The organism is Bartonella sp. CL25QHWL, from assembly GCF_042195335.1.
Classification (GTDB): Bacteria; Pseudomonadota; Alphaproteobacteria; order Rhizobiales; family Rhizobiaceae; genus Bartonella.
The window spans coordinates 1-22,261 of record NZ_JBHIOE010000016.1; the positions used below are offsets into that span (position 1 = coordinate 1).

The window sequence follows — 22,261 nt, forward strand, 5'->3', positions numbered from 1 at the left end:
TAAGGACCAACACAAGCAGCATGACTCTTCAAATACTGATTTCCCAAATCACCATCTTTTTCGTGTTTCATAATCGTGTTACGATCAAGCAAAGCTGTTGCAGGACTTGCAACAATATTATTAAGAATAAGTTCTGCTGGATAAGGTTTATCAAATTTCATCACAACTGTTTTCTTATCAGGAGCTTGCAAAGCATCATCAACATTTTGTTCTACAATTCCATATTCATTAAAAATTGCCGCATTACCCATCTTCAATTTGACAACCCGCTTCATACCCCAAACAAGATCATTGGCATTGGCTGATCTGCCATTATTAAACTTCAAACCATCACGCAAATGAAAAGTAATCATCGTACTGTGATCATCACCTGAAACATCCCAATGCGTTGCTAAAGCAGGAACCATTTTAGCAGGATCATCTGTCGCAGTACTCACCAAGTTATCACAAACATTGCGAACAATTTCACTTCCATAAACATCATTGAGCTGCGCAGGATCAAACGTACTGATTGCATCAAGATTCCAAGCCATCACAAGGGTATCAGCCGGTGTTTTTGCTGAAACCTGTTGTCCAACTACCCCCAGTGCAATAAAAGCAGAAACAAGAAAGCTGCTCCCTTTCAATATTTTTTTCTTCAAGTTCATAACTTTTCCTTTTAAATAAAGTTTATTATATAAATTTCCCACGCAACAAGAACATGCTTAATCATAAGGTTAGACGATCCATAGGCCCCTAAAACAAAGTATTAAAACTTTCAAACAGCACCACTTTCCAACCTTTTCTCCTGTCCATACTTAACAAGCCCCCAATATGCACCGAAAAGCAATTTAATATATGATGAATGACATAACCCATCACAAATCTATTGATAATATTACAACGTCTACCATTGAACGCGATAAGACAAAGACTTCTTCTCTATTATCAGGCAAGCTTGTCACTTCTTTCTTCTAGCGTTTTTATGCCATCAAAGGGCTCTCCCCTGTTAACTCAAGCGCCTTAATAACGAAGAACCCTAATAATAATTTGATATTTTAACAAAACAGAAAAATTCACCCATCGGCTAACATGAAACACCTCTACCCCTTCTGCAAGAGGAATTTTGAATTTTTCCATAATTCCCCACTAAATAACGGCTTCTAATTATATCTTATTTCCAAATAAAAGGAGCACGGGCACCACAAACCTCTTACATTCCCTCACGCGGATATACATAACAAAACTTTTTTCAATATCGTATTTTTAATATCTTTGCTCCTTTAACAACACTCAATTCATTGCTTATCATTGCTTACATTTTTTCAGAAAAAAAGATCTTTTCAATGCACCAAGGTTGAAATATCTAAATATAATACTTATATAAGCACACCCTTATTAGAATAGATAGTCTTTTTTTAAGTAAACTGTCTTGAAATATTATTTCTATACACGACAATAATAAGTTCGTTACAAAATCTTCAATATACTAGAACTCTCACTCTGATGTGAAATATCGAAACGTTATAAAATTTCTCTACAAATTCTCAGAAACGAAAGAATATCCCTTTATTTAATAAAAAAGGGCCATGAAAATATCGCAAAAAATGCAATAAAACATGTGTATATTTCAAAAACCAGCACCGTTAACCAGACTAAGGTGATAAACTCAAAAAGTAAGAAAAAATAAAAAAATGTTTTTCCTTTATGATAATAACATCGCTGTACCATGATAATACAATAAAAAACACGATCTTTGAAAGTATATTAAAATGAAGCGAAAAAAAAAATTATTAGATTCTTTTCATGCGTTTCTTGGAGAAAAATCAAGCCGCGTTAGTCTAAAATTGCTTATCCTTTCATTCTTCATTGGTATCGTAATGAATTTTTTGGGATGGACACCTCGAAACCTCATACAAAAAATAGTCGATTTTTTTCAATCACTATGGGAAGCAGGATTTATAACGCTTACAAATTTCTTTCATATAACTATGACAGGAGCTATTGTTGTTGTGCCTATTTTTCTTATCTTACGAATTTTTCATAAAAAATAAAAGCCTTAACATTTTCCTTGCGTTAATCTTTTCGAAAAATCAAACGACACAAAAATCCTGTAGTAATAGCAATAATCACTGCAACAATACCATATAAAAAATGATACTTGTGCGCTGCATAAAAAATTGTATAGGTGATATGTGCTTTAACAATTTCAAGAGTCGTTGTTGCACTATCAATAAACTGTCCATCACGAAAAAGATAAGCACGAACTTTATAATGTCCAACCGGGATATTTGCTGGCAAACGAAAATGCGCTGTGAAAAGTGTGTCAGAACCAAAACGAACCCCACCCACTTCCTCATAATAAAGGCTTTTAGCTTTTTGCAATTTTATAAGTTCATCGCGAAAGATTTGTATTTTTTTCTGATCTTGTTCATCCGTCTGCAATGGCAAATAGAGTAATCCTAACCCTAAGCGTTTATAATCTTCAATGCTCGTAATATCGTCAATTTCACGTGTTGTGACCATAGAGTAAAAAAGAGGAACCTTTTTAAAAATAAGAGAATCTGTATTGACCCATACACCGGCATTGCGTTTTTTTTCTCGCATCACCATTGTCCGATCTTGTCCCTCCAAGCTTACAACAATATCATAACGGTTCTGTCGAGAATATAACGGATCAATATTTTCCAAAACACCAGCAATATAAAGATCACGACCAGCAAAATTTGCATCCACAGTAATCGTATTCGTTGTTACAATAATTTGGACAGTTTCGTGGTCAACTTGATCAATGAATGTAGCTGGCGTCCCAACATGTGACCATGTAGAAAAAGAAATAAAACAAAAGCAACCTGTAATGATGTATAAAGAAAATAATCTACCCATTTTTATCTCATAAGAATATCCAGAGAGAAAAGATTATCAGGGCGTATAAATAATTGAAAAGCAAGACGCATACACACAATCAACACTAAAAATGCAAGTGCCATACGCAATTGTTCAGCCTTTAACTTCCGTCCAACCCGTGTTCCATATTGCGCACCAATACTTCCTCCAAGCATTAACAAAAAAGCCAAGACAATATCAACGGACTGATTAGTCATACTTTGCAAAACTGTCGTGAAAGAAGACACAAATGTAATCTGAAAAAGTGAAGTCCCAATCACCACACTGGTTGGAACACGCAGAAGATAAATCAATGCTGGTATCATAAAGAACCCCCCACCAATTCCCATAATAGAAGACAACAACCCCACAATGAGACCAATCCCTAAAACTGGAATAATGCTAACATATATCATAGATGTCCGAAAACGCATTTTTAAGGGTAAGCGATGAATCCAATTATGTCGACCAGCAAGACGAATATTGGCTTTTCCTGCCTTACGCTTGCGCATCATATCATACCAACTTTCAACGATCATCAAGCTTCCTACACTTCCAAGAAGAATCACATAAAGAAGCGAAATCATTAAGTCTAATTGACCTAACTTTTTCAAAACAGAGAAAACCTGAATCCCGATTAAAGAACCAATCCCTCCTCCAATCGCCAAAAGAATACCAAGTTTAATATCGAGCGTACGTCTTCTAAAATGTGTAATTGCTCCTGTTACAGATGACGCAATCATCTGGTTAGCACCTGTTCCAACAGCAATAGCAGGAGGAATATTATAAAAAATCAATAACGGCGTGATGAGAAACCCACCACCGATTCCAAAAAGTCCTGAAAAAAAACCAGCAACGACTCCCATACCAATCAAGATCAGCATATTGAGTGACATTTCAGCAATTGGTAAATAAATACTCACTTACAGAACCTTCAAGATAATTTGAGGTTTTTTTACAATTAGAGAATCCTTCTCCAATTATCCTCTTTTCCAATAATCTCTGTTGCGTGTTTAAAAGGATAATTTTAGTTGCTATAGCTTCCGCACAAACACGAATGCGCAATACATTTCACATCTATTAACATCAACATCATAAAAATTAAAAAAAACGAGCTCCTTTTAAAAAGCTATAAAAACATAACGTTATCGCTACCATAAATGCAACGGTTAAAAAACAAAGAACACCTTTTTTTAGCAAATAAGATAAAAACGACACATGTTCCCGAGACTGCGTCCTTAAAGAAGAAAAATCATTCTCAATACAATGATTAGATGCCTGAGCACCCATCATACCTTTTTCTTCTATCACAGCATGCTCCACTACCCCCTCAACCTTTTTAAAAGAAGATTTCAGAGCATCACTGGGCAAAGGGCTTCTATCTTCTTGCTGCACCGTATTTTCAACATTTGTTTGGAGTGAAATTATGCTGTTTTCTTTCGAAAAATTTTGCACCTTTTGAAGTAATAAGCGTTCTTGATTTCCCTCACATTCCATGTGAGCAAGTTTTTGTACAACAGAATCAGGTGATTTTGAACGAGACACCCGTCGTGTTACCGCTGCTTCTTCTAAGCTTTTTTTTTCACTCTGCAAACTTTGAACAATTGTTTTAATCTGCTCTAAAGACTGGAAAAGCTTTTTTTCTCTTTGACGACGTATATAATGTTCAGCCAAAATGGCCCGACTAATATCATCTAAGTAAGATTTAAAATGCTCTTCTACCGAACTCTGCTGCATTAAAGAACGAGGCGAATGCTTCATTTGCATTTGCGCATAAACGGTGCGTAATTTTTGAGCAATATCCGACATCGTTACTTCTACAGAAGTATCCATGCTCTCTTTCTGTTCAACAAAAGAAAAGACTTTATCGTTCCTAACCTGTTTGGTCGCCTGGCCGATCGTATGACCCTTCGTATTCACAAACGCCTACCCCTCATTAACCTTTTTGAAAAGAATCGCAACAAATGATGAGAAAGTGTGCTCTATTTTAGTAAATAGAGCTTTAAGAACTCCCAAAAACTTTTTTGTTAGAAATATTTTCCCCAATCTTTATCTAAAATATTTGAAAGAAAGATCTTTAATTTTTCTGTATTCAAGATTTGAAGAGAAAAATCATTCCCCCATTTTTATCTTTTTTACTTAATTTTTCATTGCATAAAGGACCTATTGCACCATCATAAACAAAGCATAAGGAACTAAAAAAATATTCTCACAAGACAAATTGATTTTTTTACTTTTTATTCAAGCAAATAGGGCAATTATGGCAATGCAAAAATATGAAGATTGAAAATGACGACGAGAAAGTACAAGTAAACGTAAAAAAAGCTTATATGAAAGAGAACACAAGTTATAAATTGAGACTTCATTCTAAACAATTTGGTTTCTTATGAGTATTGCTATAAACTTATGACGTACAAACAAAGAGGATCATTATGAAGATAATTGTCGCTGTCAAACGTGTTGTTGATTATAACATCAAGATACGCGTCAAACCTGATAATACAGGCGTTGATCTGTCTCACGTAAAAATGTCTATGAATCCTTTTGATGAGATAGCCGTGGAGGAGGCCATTCGCCAAAAAGAATCCGGTAAAATTTCAGAAGTTCTTCTTGTTTCAATTGGCCCAGAAGCAGCCAAAGAAACTCTACGAACAGGACTTGCAATGGGAGCTGATCGCGCACTTCTTGTCACAACGGATCAAACACTTGAACCCTTAGCAATTGCTAAGGTTCTCAAAACCATTGTTGATGAAGAAAAACCTAATATGGTCTTTTTAGGAAAACAAGCAATTGATGACGATAGCAACCAAACAGGACAAATGCTCGCTGCTCTTCTTGGGTGGGGACAAGCAACTTTTGCCTCACATCTTAACATAGAAAATGGGCATGCTACAGTTACTCGTGAAGTTGATAATGGAACACAAACCCTTTGTCTTCCCCTTCCCATTGTTATGACCGCCGATCTACGGCTCAATGAACCGCGTTACACCTCTCTCCCCAATATCATGAAAGCAAAAAAGAAAATCATTGAACAAAAATCTCTTACTGATCTTGGCGTCGATACGAAAGCACGCTTAACAATTTTAAGCGTTGAAGAGCCAAAACCCCGTCAATCCGGTATAAAAGTGGCAAATGTAGTAGAACTTGTTAGAGCCTTAAAACAGAAGAACTGCATTTAATATTCTCACCACTAGAGTAAAAGCAACACTCACATAAAAGGGCAAAAACTTATGGCAATTCTTTTATTGGCCGATCATAATACAGAAGAAACAGCAAAAGCACTCACCGCTGCACGCGTACTCAGTAATGATATCGATATTCTGGTTTGCGGAGAAAAAATTCAAACGATAGCGGAAAATAGTGCTAAACTTAATGGTGTGCGGCAAGTTCTTATTGCAAAAGCAGACTATTTAGCCCATCAACTTGCCGAGCCTATGGCAGATACAATCCTCACGTTAGCAAATGATTATGATGTGATCATGGCAGCATCCAGCAGTACTGGGAAAAATGTGATGCCGCGCGTAGCAGCTCTTCTTGATCTTATGCAAATTTCAGATATTACCGCCATTCTTTCACCCAATACCTTCAAACGACCAATTTATGCAGGCAATGCATTTGAAACTGTACGCACCAATGATTATAAAAAGATTATAACAGTTCGCACCGCTTCTTTCACCCCAACGCCTTCCCAAAATAATTCTGCTCCCATTAAAACAATAACACCAGCTCCCAATCCAAATCTTTCTTCTTTCGTAAAAGCAGAGACAAACAAAAGTGATCGTCCTGAGCTCACCTCAGCACGTGTTATTATATCAGGCGGGCGTGGTCTTGGTTCTCAAGAGAAATTTATGTCCCTGCTTCTTCCTCTTGCAAACAAATTAAATGCTGCTTTAGGTGCCAGCCGCGCAGCAGTGGATGCAGGCTATGCTCCCAATGATTGGCAAATTGGACAAACAGGAAAAGTCGTTGCCCCTGAACTCTATATCGCCGTTGGCATTTCCGGTGCAATCCAGCATGTAGCCGGTATAATGGATGCACAAATTATTGTTGCCATTAATAAAGATGAAGAAGCTCCCATCATGCAAATTGCCGATTACACCCTTGTAGGTGATCTCCACCAAATTATTCCAGAATTGGAGAAAGCTTTATAAGCCATGAAAGCACCTCTGCATGACCAACGTGAAAGTATGGAGTTTGATATAGTCATTGTCGGAGCAGGACCTGCAGGGCTTTCTGCCGCAATTCGTTTTAAACAAATTAATCCTGAGCTTTCTGTCACAATTGTTGAAAAAGGGACCGAAGTTGGTGCACATATTCTCTCTGGCGCAGTTGTTGACCCCATTGGTATCGATACACTCTTACCAGAATGGCGAAATGATAACGACCATCCCTTCACAACCCCTGTCACACAAGACCAATTTTTTTTTCTAAAGCCTCAAAAGTCCACAGTATTTCCCAATATTTTGCACCCTAAAATCTTATCAAATAACGGATGTTATATCGTTTCGCTTGGGAGCGTCTGCCGCTGGCTAAGCAAAAAAGCTGAAGCGTTGGGTGTTGAAATCTATCCTAGTTTTGCAGCAACAGAACCCATCATCCAAAAAGATAACGGAGCTATTATTGGTGTTCTCACCGGAGATATGGGGCTTAACAAAGATGGAACCCCTGGAAAAAATTATATGCCTGGGATGGCTTTATTGGCAAAATATACTCTGATTGCGGAAGGAGCACGCGGCTCAATTGCAAAACAACTGATACAACATTTTAATCTTAGCAAAAATCGAGAACCACAAAAATTTGGTCTTGGTCTCAAGGAGCTCTGGGAAATTGCCCCCAACAAACACCAACGCGGTTTAGTACAACATTTCACTGGTTGGCCCTTAGACAATAATACCGGTGGCGGTGGCTTTATTTATCACCAAGAAAACAATATCATTTCTGTCGGTTTTGTTGTGCACTTAGATTACAAAAATCCTTACCTTTCTCCCTTTGAAGAATTTCAACGTTTTAAAACACATCCAAAACTCTATAAAATCTTTAAAGGTGCAAAGCGTCTTTCCTATGGTGCACGTGTTATCAGCGAAGGAGGTTGGCAATCTGTACCAAAACTCACCTTTCCTGGTGGGGCGCTTATTGGCTGCTCTGCTGGATTTGTCAATGTTCCTCGTATCAAAGGATCACACAATGCCATCTTATCTGGCATATTAGCTGCCGATAAAATTGCTACCGCTCTTGCACAAGGGCGTGCCCATGATGAGGTTAAAGAAATCGAAGAACAATGGCGAAAAGGGCTCATTGGAAAAGATCTTTATAAAGTGCGAAATGCCAAACCGCTTTGGGCAAAATATGGGACAAAATATGGAATTAAACTTGCTGGTTTTGATATGTGGTGGCAACAACTGTTCGGATTTTCCTTATTTAAAACACTCTCCCATGGAAAGGAAGATTATGCATGCCTTGAACCAGCAGAAAAATTTCAACCCATTTCTTACCCAAAACCAGATGGCGTTGTAACCTTTGATCGCCTTTCAAGTGTTGCCCTTTCCAATACGCATCATGAAAAAAATCAACCTTGTCATTTAAAAATAGCCTCATTAAAAAAACAAAAAGACTCTGAATATGCGATCTATGGAGGACCCTCTACACGCTATTGTCCCGCCGCTGTCTACGAGTGGCTAGAGGATAATGATCATCTGACTTATATGATCAACGCTTCAAATTGCATACATTGTAAAACATGCGATATCAAAGATCCAAACCAAAATATCACTTGGATCTGTCCGCAAGGCAATGAGGGCCCCTTCTATCCCAATATGTAATTCCCCAATGTATAATCATTGTTCATTTTCCTAAAATTGTAATATATAAAACACATTGAATAAAAATATTTCCCAGATCAGAAATCTATCAATCACCTTCCTTCATACGTTCTTTCACAATGTAAAAAGAACTCTATTCTCATATAAAATACTCTCTTCACCACATGACTTTTTTCAATAGAAAAACATAACATATTTTTATCAAAATTTTTTTATCTAAATGGCAAAACAATAATGAATATATTCTTGAAAATTCTGCAATAAAGGAAAAACCGCGGTTCTCGAAAATCTGAAAGGAAATAAGCCCGTTCTACTTTACCCCCTCTCCCACATGATCCAAAATGCTTTTAGCCCTCTCATAAGAAACATCAATCGTTTTAACTAGCCAAGAGCAAAACCTACGGAGGTACACTTCAAGTTTATTTTTTCTCCTACACTTGGCAAGTAATGCTCACTCAAGAAAACCACAAACAAATGTAGAAAAAACATTGCGAGATAAAGAGATAAAGAGCATGCTTGCTCAAGCCCTTTTTATGTTTCTAATGATAATGACACGAAAAAATCTTACATTAACCTTTTATTTTTGCATTAAAGATAATCGTCTTGCATCTAACCTTTACCAATATACTGCCCTTTACCAATATACTGCAATGAATGTATGCAAATACCGTAAGAATAAGCAGATACCAAGCCATGGAGACTATCGCTATTAGCAAAACATCTGATAAAAACCAAAATAGCTTTCATAACCACTCTATGACGCGTTTTATAGAGTTGTTTGTTTATAAAGCTTGTGCTTTCGCTGTTGCTTGTAAATCAACATCCAAATTGAACATAGTGGTATATTTAAAAGAAAGATTAAGATGAATGAAAGCTCTGCACGCCGTTCCAGATTTTGTAGCTAGAGCAAAAATATTGCATATTCTATTTGAGTAATCTCTGAAACGAAAATACAGTTTCATTTAGCAAGAATATGAAACCTGAAAGGAAAAAACCTGTTTTCCTCTTTACTATCATCTGTCCATTTGGTTTTTAAACTTTCAAAAGCATCACAATATCCTCTAAAAAGAAGAAATAACGTATTGTCCCCGCTTTTATTACTTAAGTTTTTTATAGGAGCATATCCTTCAAAAAAATAAGGTATCCAAAATTAAAGCAGACTTGTGTTGTTCAATCATGGGCTTGTTTTTAAGAGATAGCTCTCATATCAAACAATTATTTCGCGACACTATCCGAAAAAGGTATAACACACTCCTGTGAACGAACAGTTCTATATTTACGAGATAAAAAGTACAAGCTAGCAGCATCATTTTCTCTGCGATCCCCAATGATGCGATAATCTTTGCTTTGAGAAGGTTTCAAGATGCACGAAAATAATTTTAATTAATGACTATAAGAAGAGCTGAGATAATGTTACGATATTTAAAGCTCCTAATTAATAGGCAAAATAATAAATTTTCCATTATAAATCAAATCTTTAAGATAAAAATTAGCCTTAAACTTTTCTAAGGTACTCATTATACTGTTAAAGCTATAGAGAATATGAAAAAATAAAGTATTTTGCTGATAAGAGCTTATATTTAATCAATAACAATACAGTCAGCTGCCAGTTAACTGTTTGTGCTTCAAAAGAGGCTGTTTACATTTGCTCAGAAAAACAGTTTGGATATCAATAGAATATTTGAAAAATCGGCATTATGAAAATAATCTAAAATGCTTAGCTTTTAAAAGAGCATAACCAAGCATGAGATGATAACATGGGTAAAATTGTTTTTTGGTTCTCGAAGGAAAAACTTTATAGAAAATCATGGGGCTGATAGAATATTGGTTACATTTGGAATTTGTTTTACTGGAAAAAATAACGCGGATCAAAATAGATAATAATGTTAAATTAAGACGTTAAATATGAAATTATCTTATTGTAGTGTAATCGATTATTCGAGTAAGGTAAGCCTTTGTAATGATAAAAAATGTGCTGGTAAAAAATAAGCCAAAATGGCTTATGAGTATGGATAAAAATCTTGTGGTGAGGAGAATTTAATGAAAAGAAAAGAGCATGTGTGAAAAAGCATATTTTATAGGTGCGCATGCTTATTCTGCACCCGTTATAGAATCAGGGCTTTATCTTGTGGCAACACCTATCGGAAATCTTGCAGATATTACGCTTCGTGCTTTGCAAGTGCTTGCAGGAATTGATATTTTAGCGTGTGAGGATACGCGAGTAACACGTGTTTTGTTAGAACGTTACGGTATTCAAAAAAAAACTTTTCTCTATCATGAATATAATGCGCAAAAAGCGGGTCCAAAGCTCTTAGCGGCTTTAGCAGAAAACAAAACAGTAGCACTTGTTTCAGATGCCGGAACACCACTTATTTCTGATCCCGGATTTCGATTGGTGGAAGAGGCCCGTAAAGCTGGTCATAAAATCATTCCTATTCCTGGAGCATCCGCTCTTTTAGCCGCTCTTATACCGACAGGGCTTCCTACTGATAGCTTTTTTTTTGCAGGTTTTTTGAGTGCACGAAAGCTACAACGCCGAAAACGGTTGGAACAATTAAAAGAGATTCCAGCAACTTTGATTTTTTATGAATCACCGCATCGTCTTGTTGAAACTTTACAGGATATGGTCACACTTTTTTCGGCTGATCGACCTGCTGCCATTTGTCGTGAATTAACAAAAAAGTTTGAAACAGTAGATGTTTCCAATTTGGGGAACTTGTTGGAAAATTACAGAAAACAAGCACATATTCGTGGGGAAATTGTTGTAGTTGTAGGAGAATCATCTTCTTCTTTAAATGTGATAAGTGATCAAGAAATTGATGAAATGCTACTAGAACGCGCACGGACATATTCTGCTGCTCAAGCGGCAGCTTTTGTTGCAAAAAAAACCGGTTTAAAAAAGCAGGAACTTTTTCAGCGATTAATCTTTTTAAAAAATGCATAAAATGATGCAAAAAAAACGCAGACAAAAGTCTTTTTATCGAGGGGTACGTGCAGAAAAATTGGCAGCTTGGTGGCTACGTTGCAAAGGGTTTCACATTGCCGAAAGGCGTTTTAAAACAAAATGTGGGGAAATTGATTTAATTGCACGACGCGGAAATCTTGTGTTAATCGTTGAAGTTAAAGCACGTTCAACGTTGGCTGAAGCAATGGAAGCGGTTTCCCGAATGAATGAAAGGCGAATTGAAGCAGCTGCCGATATTTGGCTCGCACGGCAAAAAGATTATGCCCTTTTGTCTGTGCGCTTTGATTTGGTTGCAATTTTACCTTGGCGTTGGCCACAGCATATCCCTGCATTTTTTACATCTGATCAATAAAAGACACCCCCCGTTTTAACCATATTCAATAAAAAACATTTCGTTTTTATGTGCATATGCGTTAAAAAGTGTGTAATAATTGAGCGCTATAAGGAGCAAAATATGGATGATTATGAAAAGTTTGCAACAGGTTTACTCATTATTTTTGGAGCGCTCATTATTGGTGGTTTAATGGCAATGCATATTGTGCTTATGAATAAACCAGGTTTTTTATTTGCATTAGCCGCAGCTGTTGTTGGTTGGTTTTCTGCTTTTGCCGTTCTCTTTGACAAGCCTAAAATCTATTTGGGCTTGATTATTCTTGCTATGTTATGTGTTGCTTCTTCAATTAGCGTTTATGTTAGTTAAAACACCTGAAATGTTGATTGAGATTCCTTTAAAAATATAAAACTGAGAAATAGAAATGAAACTTGGCTTTTTAGGAACGGGTACAATCAGTGCTTCAATGGTGAATGGCTTAATGACAAGCACCTTTGATGTTTCTTCCATTATTGTTTCGCCTCGCAATGCACAAACAGCAGAGCGCCTTTCACGCACCTATGATACGGTTATGATTGCTGAAAATAACCAAGCGTTGCTCGATGTTAGTGATTGTGTTTTTCTTTGCTTGCCCAATCAAATTGCAGAAGACGTTTTGCGCTCTCTTTGTTTTCGTCCAGAACAGCTGGTTATTTCCGTACTTGCTATGGCAAAAGCAGCAGAAATAGAAGAGTGGATTAATCATAAAGTTTATCGTGCTGTTCCATTACCTTTTGTTGCAGAATGCAAAAATTTGACACCAATCTATCCCGATCATCCCTTTTTACGCACTTTATTTGATGCATTGGGGGGCACATTAGTGCTGGATAAGGAAGAGCAGTTTAATCTTTTTATGACAGCAGGTTCACTTATGGGAGTATATTTTAATTTTATAGAAACTGCCCATCAATGGTTTATAACACAAGGGTTAAAAAAACAGCAATCAGCAGAATTCCTTACTATGATGTTTGGAAATCTTACGGATGAAATGCGTAAAATTACAGCAACGGATCATTCTGCATTTCTCGATTTTGCACTGCTTGAAAAAGAGTTTTCAACAAAGGGTGGAACAAATGAATTTTTGTCAAATTACTTTTCTCAACAAGGGGGAAGGAATGCTTTAACAACCGCTCTTGAGGCTACTTTGCAAAAAATGAATGCTTCTAAAAAGACTTGACCAATATTTTTATCATCTCAATAAGAAAAAACTAAATGTTGAAGATGTATATCAAGAAAACTCACATCGAAAAATGCTTTTTTACACCTGAAAAAATACTATTTTATGAAAAAATTGATTATTAAAATATTTTTTACAACCTTTTACAATTTTTCTAAATTACTTTTATTTTCTGTCTTCTTTTAGCCTCAAGTCCAATATTTTTTTCTACCTCACGGCTCCAACTCTTCAATTTGTGTCCCCTTCAGGTTATCCAAACGCATGAATAATTTTTTATTTATTTAACCTAATATACTCCATTCTCGCATTAAAACTTCTCCTTACAAAGAAGAAACTATTTTTATGTCTTTCATGATTGTGTTTTAATAAACTCTCTTAAAAAAACATTCAAAAGAGTTGATTTTTTATTTGATCAACAATTTTACGATATAGTTTAGCATGCTCTTCACTAGGCTTAGCAACAAAAATAGGGACCCCCTCATCTGAAGAAAATCTTAAAGCCGCATCAAGCGGTATTTCCGCTAAGAAAGGGACTTCTCGACGTTCCGCTTCTGCCCGTGCACCACCATAGCCAAAAATATCATAGCGTTTTCCTGTATCAGGAGCGATAAAATAACTCATATTCTCAATGAGTCCTAAAATAGGAACATTGACTTTCATGAACATTTCTATTGCTTTACGCGCATCCACTAAAGCAAGATCTTGTGGCGTAGAGACAACCAACGCACCTGTTAATTGTACCTGTTGAGCAAGCGTTAATTGTGCATCCCCTGTACCGGGCGGCATATCAACGACTAAAATGTCCAGAGGGCCCCATACAACATCTCGTAACAATTGCGTTACAGCTGCCATAACCATAGGACCACGCCATACTACCGGCTTTTCTTCCTCAACCAAAAATCCCATCGACATCAATTTAAGTCCGAATTTTTCAAGAGGTTGAATCTTTTTTTCTCCAATAAGCTGTGGTTTTTGATTAACAAGTCCTGTCAAACGTGGCAACGAAGGACCATAAATATCAGCATCCATCACCCCCGTCTTGAAACCAGAATCTTGTAAAGCTAAGGCGATATTTACTGCCATCGTAGATTTTCCTACCCCTCCTTTTCCAGAAGCAACAGCAATCACATGCCGCACACCTTCTATGGGCATTTTGATCGGTAAGAGATTTGCTCTCCGTCTAGGTACTGCCTTTGTTGTTTTTTCTGCTGTAAGTGTGACAACAACAGATTTCACTCCTTCCAAGGCACATACCATCTTTTCAGCAGAACGACGCAATGATTCCCATTCTTGCACACCTCCATCAGGAACTGTAATAGAAAAGAAAACCTTACCATCAGCAATCAATATTTCTGAAAGAAGACCCAACGACACAATATCGCTTTCAAGATCTGGTCCTTTGATTGTACGTAATACGTTGCGGACAGCTTCACTTGTGATAGGATCCACGTTCTTTCCTCTCTATAAAAATACCAGCAAATACAAGCATAAGAACAAAAAATACTTACAGGCTTATCACCTGATAATTTTCTACTTTACTCAGCATTATAAAGTATACATTACTTATATCTTACTCTCTTTAAAAATATGAAATCATCCTTAAATAAAGAAGCTCAAACATAAAATCTGATATAAATCCTATTAATCATGTTTGTGCTACAACCACTTTAATGAATATTCTGATAAAAATTTTGTAAAAAAAACTCTTAATATTAAAGGATATTTTAAATTGAGCATACAGTAATCAGTCACACTTTCTTTAATTCTTTAACGCCCTAGCCATTTACGTTCTGTAGATTCAATTGTTATTTTCTAACACTCTTACAGTATTGTAAAAAAGTGTCACAGACAGTTATAAGGTGTTTTGTATTCTTTCAAGAGAGAGAAAAACAATCTAAGATTGACTTTTTTTATATTTTTCCTTATGGGTTAACAGCCGTATGATAGGATAAAATTATCCCTCTCGCGCATAACTGCTCATAAAACGAAGATTAAGAAGGGCCGCACTCCGCGGTATTTAAATAAATGAAACGTACTTACCAACCCTCTAAACTTGTCCGTAAACGCCGCCATGGGTTTCGTGCACGCATGGCCACAGCTGGAGGACGTAAAGTTATTGCTGCAAGACGTGCTCGTGGACGTAAGCGGCTCTCTGCCTAACCATTTAAATTTTCACAACCGTTGAGGATTGCTCATCATTTCTTCGTTGTGAAACTTTCATTATGAACCTCTAATGCCTGCTTGCAGGCATTTAGTGAAATTGCGAAATGTTCTTTTATGAAGAAAAAACATCCCTGCCGTATTCGCAAAAGAGCAGATTTTTTGGCTGTCCGTACAGGAGAAAAACGACGTGGTCCTTTATTTTTGCTCGAAGTTAAATCTCGTGAACAAACAACAGAAAGAAAAGATTCTCTTTTTGCACGTGTAGGCTTCACTGTTACTCGTAAAAACGGTAATGCTGTGAAACGTAATCGTATTAAAAGGCGCTTGCGTGAAGCCGTGAGAGTTGGTGTAACAAACCACATGGAAGCAGGAACAGATTATGTCATTGTAGCGTACCGTGATGTGTTACATGCGCCTTTTACATCCTTGATTAGTGAATTAAATCGGCGAATAAAACCAAAAATAAAACATCAGCAACAACAACAAGGGTGTACGGATGGAATATAACCGCAATTTCTTTATCGCTATTGGCTTATCTTTCGTAGTGCTCATCGCATGGCAATTTCTTCATGTTGCTCCCAAACAAGCAAAGTTACAAAAACAACATGTCATCACACAGCAATTGTCAAAACAACAATCAGCCCTTTCTACTACCACGACGGATTTTTCTGACGATACCTCAACGCATCAAGCAACATCTATCATCGAACAGCCAATGACACCTGAAATCCGGAAAGCTGTATTGGCCAAAACAGAGCGTATTGCGATCCAAACCAATGAACTGGAAGGCTCTATTAATCTTGTTGGTGCACAATTTGATGATCTTCACCTCAAAAAATATCGTTTAACAGTCGATAAAAAATCACCGGAAATCGATTTGCTAAACCCTAAAGGTTTCAAAACGACCTACCTTGCTGAATTTGGTTTTGCAAGTGCGTCTTTGCCAGCAAAAGCCTTGCCACAATCGGATACAAAATGGCAAGTAGAGGGAAACAATACAATCCTGACTCCTTCAACACCTATCACTTTAATTTATAATAATGGACAGGGACAAATCTTCCGACGGACCCTTTCTGTTGATGATCATTTCATGTTTACCATTGAGGATTCTATCAGCAATGAAAGTGATCAACCAATACATCTCTCGTCCTATGCCCGCGTTGCACGTGCTGCACCACCAGAACATACAAATGCAACCTATTTACTTCATGAAGGTATGATAGGTATTGCTGGAGATTCGCTCAAAACTGAAAAATATAAAACCTTAGCAGAGCTTGACCCAAATCCTGATAATGGGCAAAAGAGCGTGACTTTTTCCAAAGTAACAGGAGGTTGGATTGGTATTACCGATAAATATTGGGCTGTAGCAGTTATTCCCCCGCAAAATAAAGAATATACAAGCCGTTTTATTTATTTTGATCGTTTGCAAACACATTATCAGTCTGACTTGCTAGGGTCGCTTTTAACGATTGCCCCAAATGAAACAAAAACTGTTACAAATCGTCTTTTTGCTGGTGCAAAACAAGTTGAAATTATTAATAGTTATCAAAATGACCTAAAAATCAAAAAGTTTGCTCTTTTAATTGATTGGGGCTGGTTTGATTTCATCACCAAACCAATGTTTTCCCTCATTGATATTCTTTATAAACAAACAGGGAATTTTGGTATAGCCATCCTTCTTGTCACAGTGCTCTTAAAAACTCTTCTTTTCCCTCTAGCCAATAAATCTTATAAATCTATGGCACGCATGAAGCTTTTACAACCGCGGTTGCTAGAAATAAAAGAAAAGTATCCCGATGACCAAACCAAACAACAAAAGGCAATAATAGAACTATATAAAACCGAAAAAATAAATCCCCTTGCAGGCTGTTGGCCGATGTTGGTTCAATTCCCAATATTCTTTGCTCTTTATAAAGTTCTCTATATCACCATTGAAATGCGCCATGCCCCTTTCTTTGGCTGGATTAAAGATTTAGCGGCACCCGATCCAACTTCTCTTTTTAACTTGTTTGGTCTCTTGCCATATACAACGCCAACATTTCTTATGATTGGTGCATGGCCTTTGATTATGGGAATAACGATGTTTTTACAAATGCGTATGAATCCCGCTCCTCAAGACCAAACCCAAGCGATGATATTCACATGGATGCCTGTTGTCTTTACTTTTATGCTCGCCTCTTTCCCTGTTGGTCTCGTCATCTATTGGGCATGGAACAATATATTATCAATCATTCAGCAAGGTATCATGATGAAGCGCCAAGGAGTTAAAATTGAGCTTTTTGATAATCTGAAAGCCATCTGGAGAAGATCACCCAAAAAAGAAGTGCGTGAATGACAAGAGATTCTTCCCTTTCTGGAATTTTTTCTCGCAATTGGATTTTTATTCGTGGTGTACCAGCAATACGCTTTCTCCCCCCCGAAGGACCACCAGAAATTGCATTTGCAGGACGTTCCAATGTTGGAAAATCATCTTTAATCAACGCACTCGTTCAACAAAAAAGCTTAGCACGTACCTCAAATACACCAGGACGGACTCAAGAGCTTAATTATTTTGTCCCCGATGGCTTCAGTGGGCAACTAGGAGACCTTCCCCCTCTAGCATTAGTAGATATGCCTGGTTATGGTTTTGCTGCTGCTCCTAAAAATCTTGTTGATAAGTGGAAAAATTTGATTTTTAGCTATTTACGGGGGCGCACAACGTTAAAACGTGTATATATCTTGATTGATTCACGGCACGGAATCAAAAATAATGATGAAGATGTTCTTGCTCTCCTTGATAAAGCAGCCGTTTCTTATCAAATTGTTTTGACAAAAAGCGATAAAATCAAATCAAATGCCTTGGAAAAATTAATTATGAGCACACAAACAAAGCTTCTTAAACGCCCAGCAGCTTATCCTGAGCTTCTTGTAACCTCTTCAGAAAAAGCTATCGGTTTAGAAGAATTACGTGCTGCCATTTTGCAAACCATCGCATAAGAGAACAATTCTTGGTCATTAACAATTTATTAATTATAATTACTAGCAGCTGCTAATGATCTTGTACTTCTAGTCAAGCATCTTTATAAAAATGATTACTTGAAAGAATTCTCTTCAACTCTATTTGATAGTGTAAATTATGCTGACACTTTTTCACTCTCCCCTATCCGCTGCCTCGCGCTTCATACGCCTCATTCTTGGGGAATATGGTGTAACCACTCAACTGATTGAAGAATATGAATGGGCAAGAAGACACGAATTTCTAGCCCTCAATCCCGCTGGTCATGTTCCTGTTTTTCTCGATGAACACGAGGTTCCATTATCAGGTCCTCTTGTTATCTGCGAATATTTAGACGAAACACATGGAAGTTTACGACAAGAAAATAAGCTCTTTCCGGAAAATCCTTTAGATCGTGCAGAAGTACGCCGTCTCAATGACTGGTTCTTAAATAAATTCGAAAATGAAGCAACGCGCCATATCGTACGAGAACGAATCCATAAACGTGAAATGCCACTTGCCATTGGCGGTGGTGCTCCTAATTCACAAATTTTACGCAATGCACGTGCCAATATTTTACCACATATGAACTATCTCAATTGGCTCTGTGCCTCTCGCGATAGCTTAGTCGGTTCTGCCTTGTCCTATGCAGATCTAGCAGCAGCAGCTTCTATTTCTGTACTTGACTTTCTAGGGGAAATTGACTGGGAACAATCTCCTGCTGCCAAAGACTGGTATATGAGAATAAAATCACGCCCTTCTTTTCGTTCTCTTTTAACAGATCGCGTCCGCGGAATTGTTGCAAGTGCTCACTATGCAGATCTTGATTTCTAGCCTTCTCTCACAAACAAAAATAAAAGTGATATTTTATCTAAAGGATATTTATAGGTTTATGAATTTTTATGCATGCGTATAAACGATATAATGATTTATAATCGTATTCAACAGGGAATAAGACCCATTATAATTGAATCAAAAAAAATACTTTCTTATCGTGTCACAAAAAAAGATTAGCACAGGAATAAAAAATATTTAAGAAAGCATTTTAACGACTCTCTTTAAATACAAGAGCTGTAGCATCATTAGAAGCTAGGCAAATAAAATAACAATACTTAACGCATGTTATCCTCAAGTCTCCCCAATATATGAAAAAACGCATTGCATAACATATATACTATTTGCTCTATAATAAAAAAATCCTCATCATGCGTTTTTACAACATAACAATTTTTTAAACTGACTTTCCTAAAAGATGAAGAATCCGACCAACTCTCGTGTGAAAACAATCCAACTTCTTGTTAGCCCCTTGTTTTTATCCCCTTTTTACGTGATTTTATTTATGGGTAACATATTGATATACAATGATAAATAATCGTTTTTTTACTTTAATCATCAATTCCAAATACCTTTTTCTCATTACCTTCATCACATTTAAAACAATCAAAATCGCTTTCTTATGCGTCACAAATGGAATTGGTAAATGAAAGAATATTAAAGAAAAGAATGAAAATGCCTAAGTGCCAAGAATTATTAAAACATTAAAGGCTAACAAAACGTATGATAATGCTAATTTTCTCTATTTATGAAGCATAAAGATAGTGGCGCAGAATAGATGTTATATTATTCATGGATACTCTCTCGTGATACCACTCACGAGCACTATCATAAAATAAGTTTAGAAGAATTGATAAATATTTCTTTAAGAAAAGCGCATGAATTGACAACATAGGTGTATTTTGTTTTGGAGATCTTGTTTTGCATGAAGAACGCTCCCCCCTTAAAGAACGAAAGAAACAAAAGCGTAAAGTAATACACAATCTCCTTTAGGTGACATAAGCAAACCTTACTTAGGAATATTCATCACACACTCTAACGAAAAACATCTCTATTTAAATTTGCAGATCTTATATCACTTGCTCTAAACAACAGTATTCTACAGCACAACAAGATAAATTAAAGCAGGAAAAAAATTTTTCTATAAAGAAAAAGAACCATTGGAAAGAAGGCAAGAATTTGCCTATACTGCACAGTAAAGTATTATAAGGAGATAAAAATGCGCCTTACAGTTGTTGGTGCAAATGGAAGAATGGGACGTGAACTCATTACAACAATCCAGCAGAGGAGAGATGTAGAACTTTGTGCTGTTCTTGTACGCAAAGGCTCACCGTTTGTAGGAAAAGATGCCAGTGCCTTAATTGGTTCAGATTCTCTTGGGATTGGTATCACTGACGATCCCGAAAATGCCTTTTCTAATACAGAAGGTATTTTAGATTTTTCACAACCAGAAGCCAGTATTCTTTATGCTAACTACGCTGCTCAAAAAAGTCTTGTCCATATTATTGGCACCACAGGATTTAGCAAAACAGAAGAAGAAAAAATTGCAGATTTTGCGAAATATACAACAATTGTCAAATCCGGAAATATGAGCCTTGGAATAAATCTTTTAGCCAACCTTGTAAAGAAAGCCGCTAAAGCATTAGAAGCCGATGATTTTGATATCGAAGTTTATGAAATGCATCACGCTAACAAAGTTGACGCCCCTTCTGGAACAGCCCTTCTTCTTGGCCAAGCAGCAGCTGAAGGGCGCAATGTTATGCTTAAAAATGTGCGTGTCAACGAACGCAATGGTCATATAGGTAAACGCAAAAAAGGCACCATTGGCTTTTCCTGTTCACGTGGTGGGACAGTTGTTGGAGAACACAGTGTCATTTTTGCCGGCTCCAATGAGCGCATTGTTCTTTCACATACAGCGCAAGAACGCTCTATCTTTGCCAATGGCGCATTAAAAGCAGCTTTATGGGCACAAAATCATGAAAGCGGTCTTTATTCAATGTTCGATGTTTTGGGATTGAACGATGAATTTTAAACAATCAATAGAATAGAGGCAATTCATAATGGGACGCATACTTACACTAATTCGTCATGGACAAAGTGAATGGAATCTCAAAAACCTTTTTACCGGTTGGAAAGATCCTGATTTAACAGAAAAAGGTCATGCCGAAGCGATAGCAGCAGGAAAAAAACTGAAAGAATATGGTTTGAAGTTTGATATCGCTTATACATCAGCCTTACAGCGTGCTCAAAAAACCGCTCAGCACATTTTAGAGCAAATGGGACAATCAGATTTAGAAGTGATAAAAAATCCCGCATTAAATGAACGTAATTATGGTGATCTTTCTGGTTTAAATAAAGATGAAGTACGCCAACAATGGGGGCAAGAGCGAGTGCAAATGTGGCGCCGCTCCTATACAATTGCACCCCCGAATGGAGAAAGCCTACGCGACACCGGTGCGCGCATCTGGCCTTATTATCTTTACCATATCCAGCCTCATATTTTGCGCTCCCAAACTGTTTTAATCGCAGCGCATGGAAATTCTCTTCGTGCTCTTATTATGGCACTTGAAGGTCTCTCCGGTGAGGAAATTATATCTCAAGAATTAGCGACCGGTATTCCTATTATTTACACATTTAATCCGGATTCAACAATTTTATCAAAGAAAGTCCTCACACCTTAAACTTCTAAAATCATGATCTCCCCAAAAATTCAATTCAATCGTTTTAAGCTGAAAAAATAAAGTCTATAATTTTATTGACAGAATTGCGTCATGCGCTTAGATGAATTTTATGAGCCCAGATGGCGGAATTGGTAGACGCGCAGGTTTCAGGTACCTGTGCCGTAAGGCGTGGAGGTTCGAGTCCTCTTTTGGGCACCATGCTCTTTTTTATCCAAAATAATTTATTGATTTTCCATATATTTTTTACAGTGAGGGACGCGTAAATAAAAGTTAGGGAATAGGATTTTGCAACACGTCTCTCTAATTATTACGAATCAAGAGTTCTTTTCGGGGTGTTTTTTTAGCAAAACCAGAGGTCCAAAGGGTCTCTAATTCTAAAAAGTCAAAATCCTTAAAGATCTCTCGAACCGCAT

20 protein-coding genes, 1 tRNA gene and 1 pseudogene are annotated in these 22,261 nt (G+C 37.0%); 16 read left to right on the plus strand and 6 right to left on the minus strand.

The features are described from left to right. Nucleotides 1–647, minus strand: a 647-nt coding sequence (locus ACFILY_RS08000) for an ABC transporter substrate-binding protein (protein WP_375631208.1), incomplete at its 3' end; no start/stop codon positions are given. Nucleotides 648–1,751: 1,104 nt separating this feature from the next. On the opposite strand from ACFILY_RS08000, the gene ACFILY_RS08005 reads away from it, so the two are divergent. After that, entirely contained in the window at nt 1,752–2,033 is a 282-nt protein-coding gene (locus tag ACFILY_RS08005) for a DUF6460 domain-containing protein (RefSeq protein ID WP_273790723.1), read from the plus strand. A gap of 22 nt (nt 2,034–2,055) precedes the next feature. Here the strand turns inward: ACFILY_RS08005 and ACFILY_RS08010 are convergent, their stop codons facing one another. The 3 genes from ACFILY_RS08010 to ACFILY_RS08020 form a co-directional block, all read right to left on the minus strand. Then, a complete protein-coding gene (locus ACFILY_RS08010) occupies nt 2,056–2,865 on the minus strand; it encodes a TIGR02186 family protein (RefSeq protein ID WP_375637830.1) in 810 nt (269 codons plus the stop codon). Between the two features lie 2 nt (nt 2,866–2,867). Then, nucleotides 2,868–3,788, minus strand: a complete 921-nt coding sequence (locus ACFILY_RS08015; RefSeq protein ID WP_375613503.1) for a sulfite exporter TauE/SafE family protein — start codon at nt 3,786–3,788, stop codon at nt 2,868–2,870. 178 nt (nt 3,789–3,966) lie between these two features. Continuing rightward, nucleotides 3,967–4,785, minus strand: coding sequence for a hypothetical protein (locus tag ACFILY_RS08020; RefSeq protein ID WP_273790720.1), 819 nt, complete (start codon nt 4,783–4,785; stop codon nt 3,967–3,969). A gap of 512 nt (nt 4,786–5,297) precedes the next feature. Between ACFILY_RS08020 and ACFILY_RS08025 the strand changes: the two genes are divergently transcribed. The 7 genes from ACFILY_RS08025 (at nt 5,298) to ACFILY_RS08055 (ending at nt 13,196) form a co-directional block, all read left to right on the plus strand. Next, complete coding sequence (locus tag ACFILY_RS08025; protein WP_273790719.1) at nt 5,298–6,044, plus strand: electron transfer flavoprotein subunit beta/FixA family protein; 747 nt, start codon at nt 5,298–5,300, stop codon at nt 6,042–6,044. A gap of 51 nt (nt 6,045–6,095) precedes the next feature. Then, nucleotides 6,096–7,016, plus strand: coding sequence for an electron transfer flavoprotein subunit alpha/FixB family protein (locus ACFILY_RS08030; protein WP_375637831.1), 921 nt, complete (start codon nt 6,096–6,098; stop codon nt 7,014–7,016). 3 nt (nt 7,017–7,019) lie between these two features. Next, on the plus strand, nt 7,020–8,684 hold the full coding sequence (locus tag ACFILY_RS08035; RefSeq protein ID WP_375637832.1) for a 4Fe-4S dicluster domain-containing protein: 1,665 nt from the start codon (nt 7,020–7,022) through the stop codon (nt 8,682–8,684). Between the two features lie 2,056 nt (nt 8,685–10,740). After that, nucleotides 10,741–11,628, plus strand: coding sequence for a 16S rRNA (cytidine(1402)-2'-O)-methyltransferase (gene rsmI / locus ACFILY_RS08040; protein ID WP_273790716.1), 888 nt, complete (start codon nt 10,741–10,743; stop codon nt 11,626–11,628). 4 nt (nt 11,629–11,632) lie between these two features. Beyond that, nucleotides 11,633–12,001: a YraN family protein gene (locus ACFILY_RS08045; RefSeq protein WP_273790744.1), complete on the plus strand. Its 369-nt coding sequence runs from the start codon at nt 11,633–11,635 to the stop codon at nt 11,999–12,001. A gap of 102 nt (nt 12,002–12,103) precedes the next feature. Beyond that, nucleotides 12,104–12,349: a hypothetical protein gene (locus ACFILY_RS08050; RefSeq protein ID WP_273790715.1), complete on the plus strand. Its 246-nt coding sequence runs from the start codon at nt 12,104–12,106 to the stop codon at nt 12,347–12,349. 55 nt (nt 12,350–12,404) lie between these two features. Beyond that, nucleotides 12,405–13,196, plus strand: coding sequence for a pyrroline-5-carboxylate reductase (locus tag ACFILY_RS08055; RefSeq protein WP_375631211.1), 792 nt, complete (start codon nt 12,405–12,407; stop codon nt 13,194–13,196). A 387-nt stretch (nt 13,197–13,583) separates the two neighbouring features. Here the strand turns inward: ACFILY_RS08055 and ACFILY_RS08060 are convergent, their stop codons facing one another. Then, the gene (locus tag ACFILY_RS08060; RefSeq protein ID WP_375637833.1) at nt 13,584–14,645 is read right to left on the minus strand and encodes an Mrp/NBP35 family ATP-binding protein; all 1,062 of its coding nucleotides are present in this window, start codon (nt 14,643–14,645) and stop codon (nt 13,584–13,586) included. A 576-nt stretch (nt 14,646–15,221) separates the two neighbouring features. Between ACFILY_RS08060 and rpmH the strand changes: the two genes are divergently transcribed. The 8 genes from rpmH to ACFILY_RS08100 all read left to right on the plus strand — a co-directional run bounded on the left by rpmH (nt 15,222) and on the right by ACFILY_RS08100 (nt 22,046). After that, a complete protein-coding gene (rpmH, locus tag ACFILY_RS08065; RefSeq protein ID WP_005864709.1) occupies nt 15,222–15,356 on the plus strand; it encodes a 50S ribosomal protein L34 in 135 nt (44 codons plus the stop codon). A gap of 117 nt (nt 15,357–15,473) precedes the next feature. After that, nucleotides 15,474–15,866 (plus strand): ribonuclease P protein component, encoded by a 393-nt coding sequence (gene rnpA, locus ACFILY_RS08070; protein WP_375612257.1) that lies wholly within the window; start codon nt 15,474–15,476, stop codon nt 15,864–15,866. Next, the gene (gene yidC / locus ACFILY_RS08075) at nt 15,856–17,694 is read left to right on the plus strand and encodes a membrane protein insertase YidC (RefSeq protein WP_273790711.1); all 1,839 of its coding nucleotides are present in this window, start codon (nt 15,856–15,858) and stop codon (nt 17,692–17,694) included. The genes rnpA and yidC overlap by 11 nt, the downstream gene beginning before the upstream one ends. Then, nucleotides 17,691–18,335 (plus strand): ribosome biogenesis GTP-binding protein YihA/YsxC, encoded by a 645-nt coding sequence (gene yihA / locus ACFILY_RS08080; RefSeq protein ID WP_375637834.1) that lies wholly within the window; start codon nt 17,691–17,693, stop codon nt 18,333–18,335. Before yidC ends, yihA begins: the two co-directional genes overlap by 4 nt. Before the next feature lie 139 nt (nt 18,336–18,474). Continuing rightward, nucleotides 18,475–19,167, plus strand: a complete 693-nt coding sequence (locus tag ACFILY_RS08085) for a glutathione S-transferase family protein (protein ID WP_273790709.1) — start codon at nt 18,475–18,477, stop codon at nt 19,165–19,167. Between the two features lie 1,219 nt (nt 19,168–20,386). After that, nucleotides 20,387–21,199, plus strand: a complete 813-nt coding sequence (gene dapB, locus ACFILY_RS08090) for a 4-hydroxy-tetrahydrodipicolinate reductase (protein ID WP_375637835.1) — start codon at nt 20,387–20,389, stop codon at nt 21,197–21,199. Nucleotides 21,200–21,227: 28 nt separating this feature from the next. Then, nucleotides 21,228–21,848 (plus strand): 2,3-bisphosphoglycerate-dependent phosphoglycerate mutase, encoded by a 621-nt coding sequence (locus tag ACFILY_RS08095; RefSeq protein ID WP_375637836.1) that lies wholly within the window; start codon nt 21,228–21,230, stop codon nt 21,846–21,848. A 113-nt stretch (nt 21,849–21,961) separates the two neighbouring features. Further along, nucleotides 21,962–22,046 (plus strand) — tRNA-Leu (locus ACFILY_RS08100). 102 nt (nt 22,047–22,148) lie between these two features. Here ACFILY_RS08100 and ACFILY_RS08105 read toward each other — a convergent pair. Then, a pseudogene (locus ACFILY_RS08105) lies at nt 22,149–22,261 on the minus strand (DNA adenine methylase); the annotation flags it as partial.

Coding starts and splice junctions, on each gene's coding strand:
- ACFILY_RS08005 (WP_273790723.1), top strand. CDS start 1,752: ATGAAGCGAAAAAAAAAATTATTAGATTCTTTTCATGCGTTTCTTGGA.
- ACFILY_RS08010 (WP_375637830.1), bottom strand. CDS start 2,865: ATGGGTAGATTATTTTCTTTATACATCATTACAGGTTGCTTTTGTTTT.
- ACFILY_RS08025 (WP_273790719.1), top strand. CDS start 5,298: ATGAAGATAATTGTCGCTGTCAAACGTGTTGTTGATTATAACATCAAG.
- ACFILY_RS08030 (WP_375637831.1), top strand. CDS start 6,096: ATGGCAATTCTTTTATTGGCCGATCATAATACAGAAGAAACAGCAAAA.
- ACFILY_RS08035 (WP_375637832.1), top strand. CDS start 7,020: ATGAAAGCACCTCTGCATGACCAACGTGAAAGTATGGAGTTTGATATA.
- rsmI (WP_273790716.1), top strand. CDS start 10,741: ATGTGTGAAAAAGCATATTTTATAGGTGCGCATGCTTATTCTGCACCC.
- ACFILY_RS08045 (WP_273790744.1), top strand. CDS start 11,633: ATGCAAAAAAAACGCAGACAAAAGTCTTTTTATCGAGGGGTACGTGCA.
- ACFILY_RS08050 (WP_273790715.1), top strand. CDS start 12,104: ATGGATGATTATGAAAAGTTTGCAACAGGTTTACTCATTATTTTTGGA.
- ACFILY_RS08055 (WP_375631211.1), top strand. CDS start 12,405: ATGAAACTTGGCTTTTTAGGAACGGGTACAATCAGTGCTTCAATGGTG.
- rpmH (WP_005864709.1), top strand. CDS start 15,222: ATGAAACGTACTTACCAACCCTCTAAACTTGTCCGTAAACGCCGCCAT.
- rnpA (WP_375612257.1), top strand. CDS start 15,474: ATGAAGAAAAAACATCCCTGCCGTATTCGCAAAAGAGCAGATTTTTTG.
- yidC (WP_273790711.1), top strand. CDS start 15,856: ATGGAATATAACCGCAATTTCTTTATCGCTATTGGCTTATCTTTCGTA.
- yihA (WP_375637834.1), top strand. CDS start 17,691: ATGACAAGAGATTCTTCCCTTTCTGGAATTTTTTCTCGCAATTGGATT.
- ACFILY_RS08085 (WP_273790709.1), top strand. CDS start 18,475: ATGCTGACACTTTTTCACTCTCCCCTATCCGCTGCCTCGCGCTTCATA.
- dapB (WP_375637835.1), top strand. CDS start 20,387: ATGCGCCTTACAGTTGTTGGTGCAAATGGAAGAATGGGACGTGAACTC.
- ACFILY_RS08095 (WP_375637836.1), top strand. CDS start 21,228: ATGGGACGCATACTTACACTAATTCGTCATGGACAAAGTGAATGGAAT.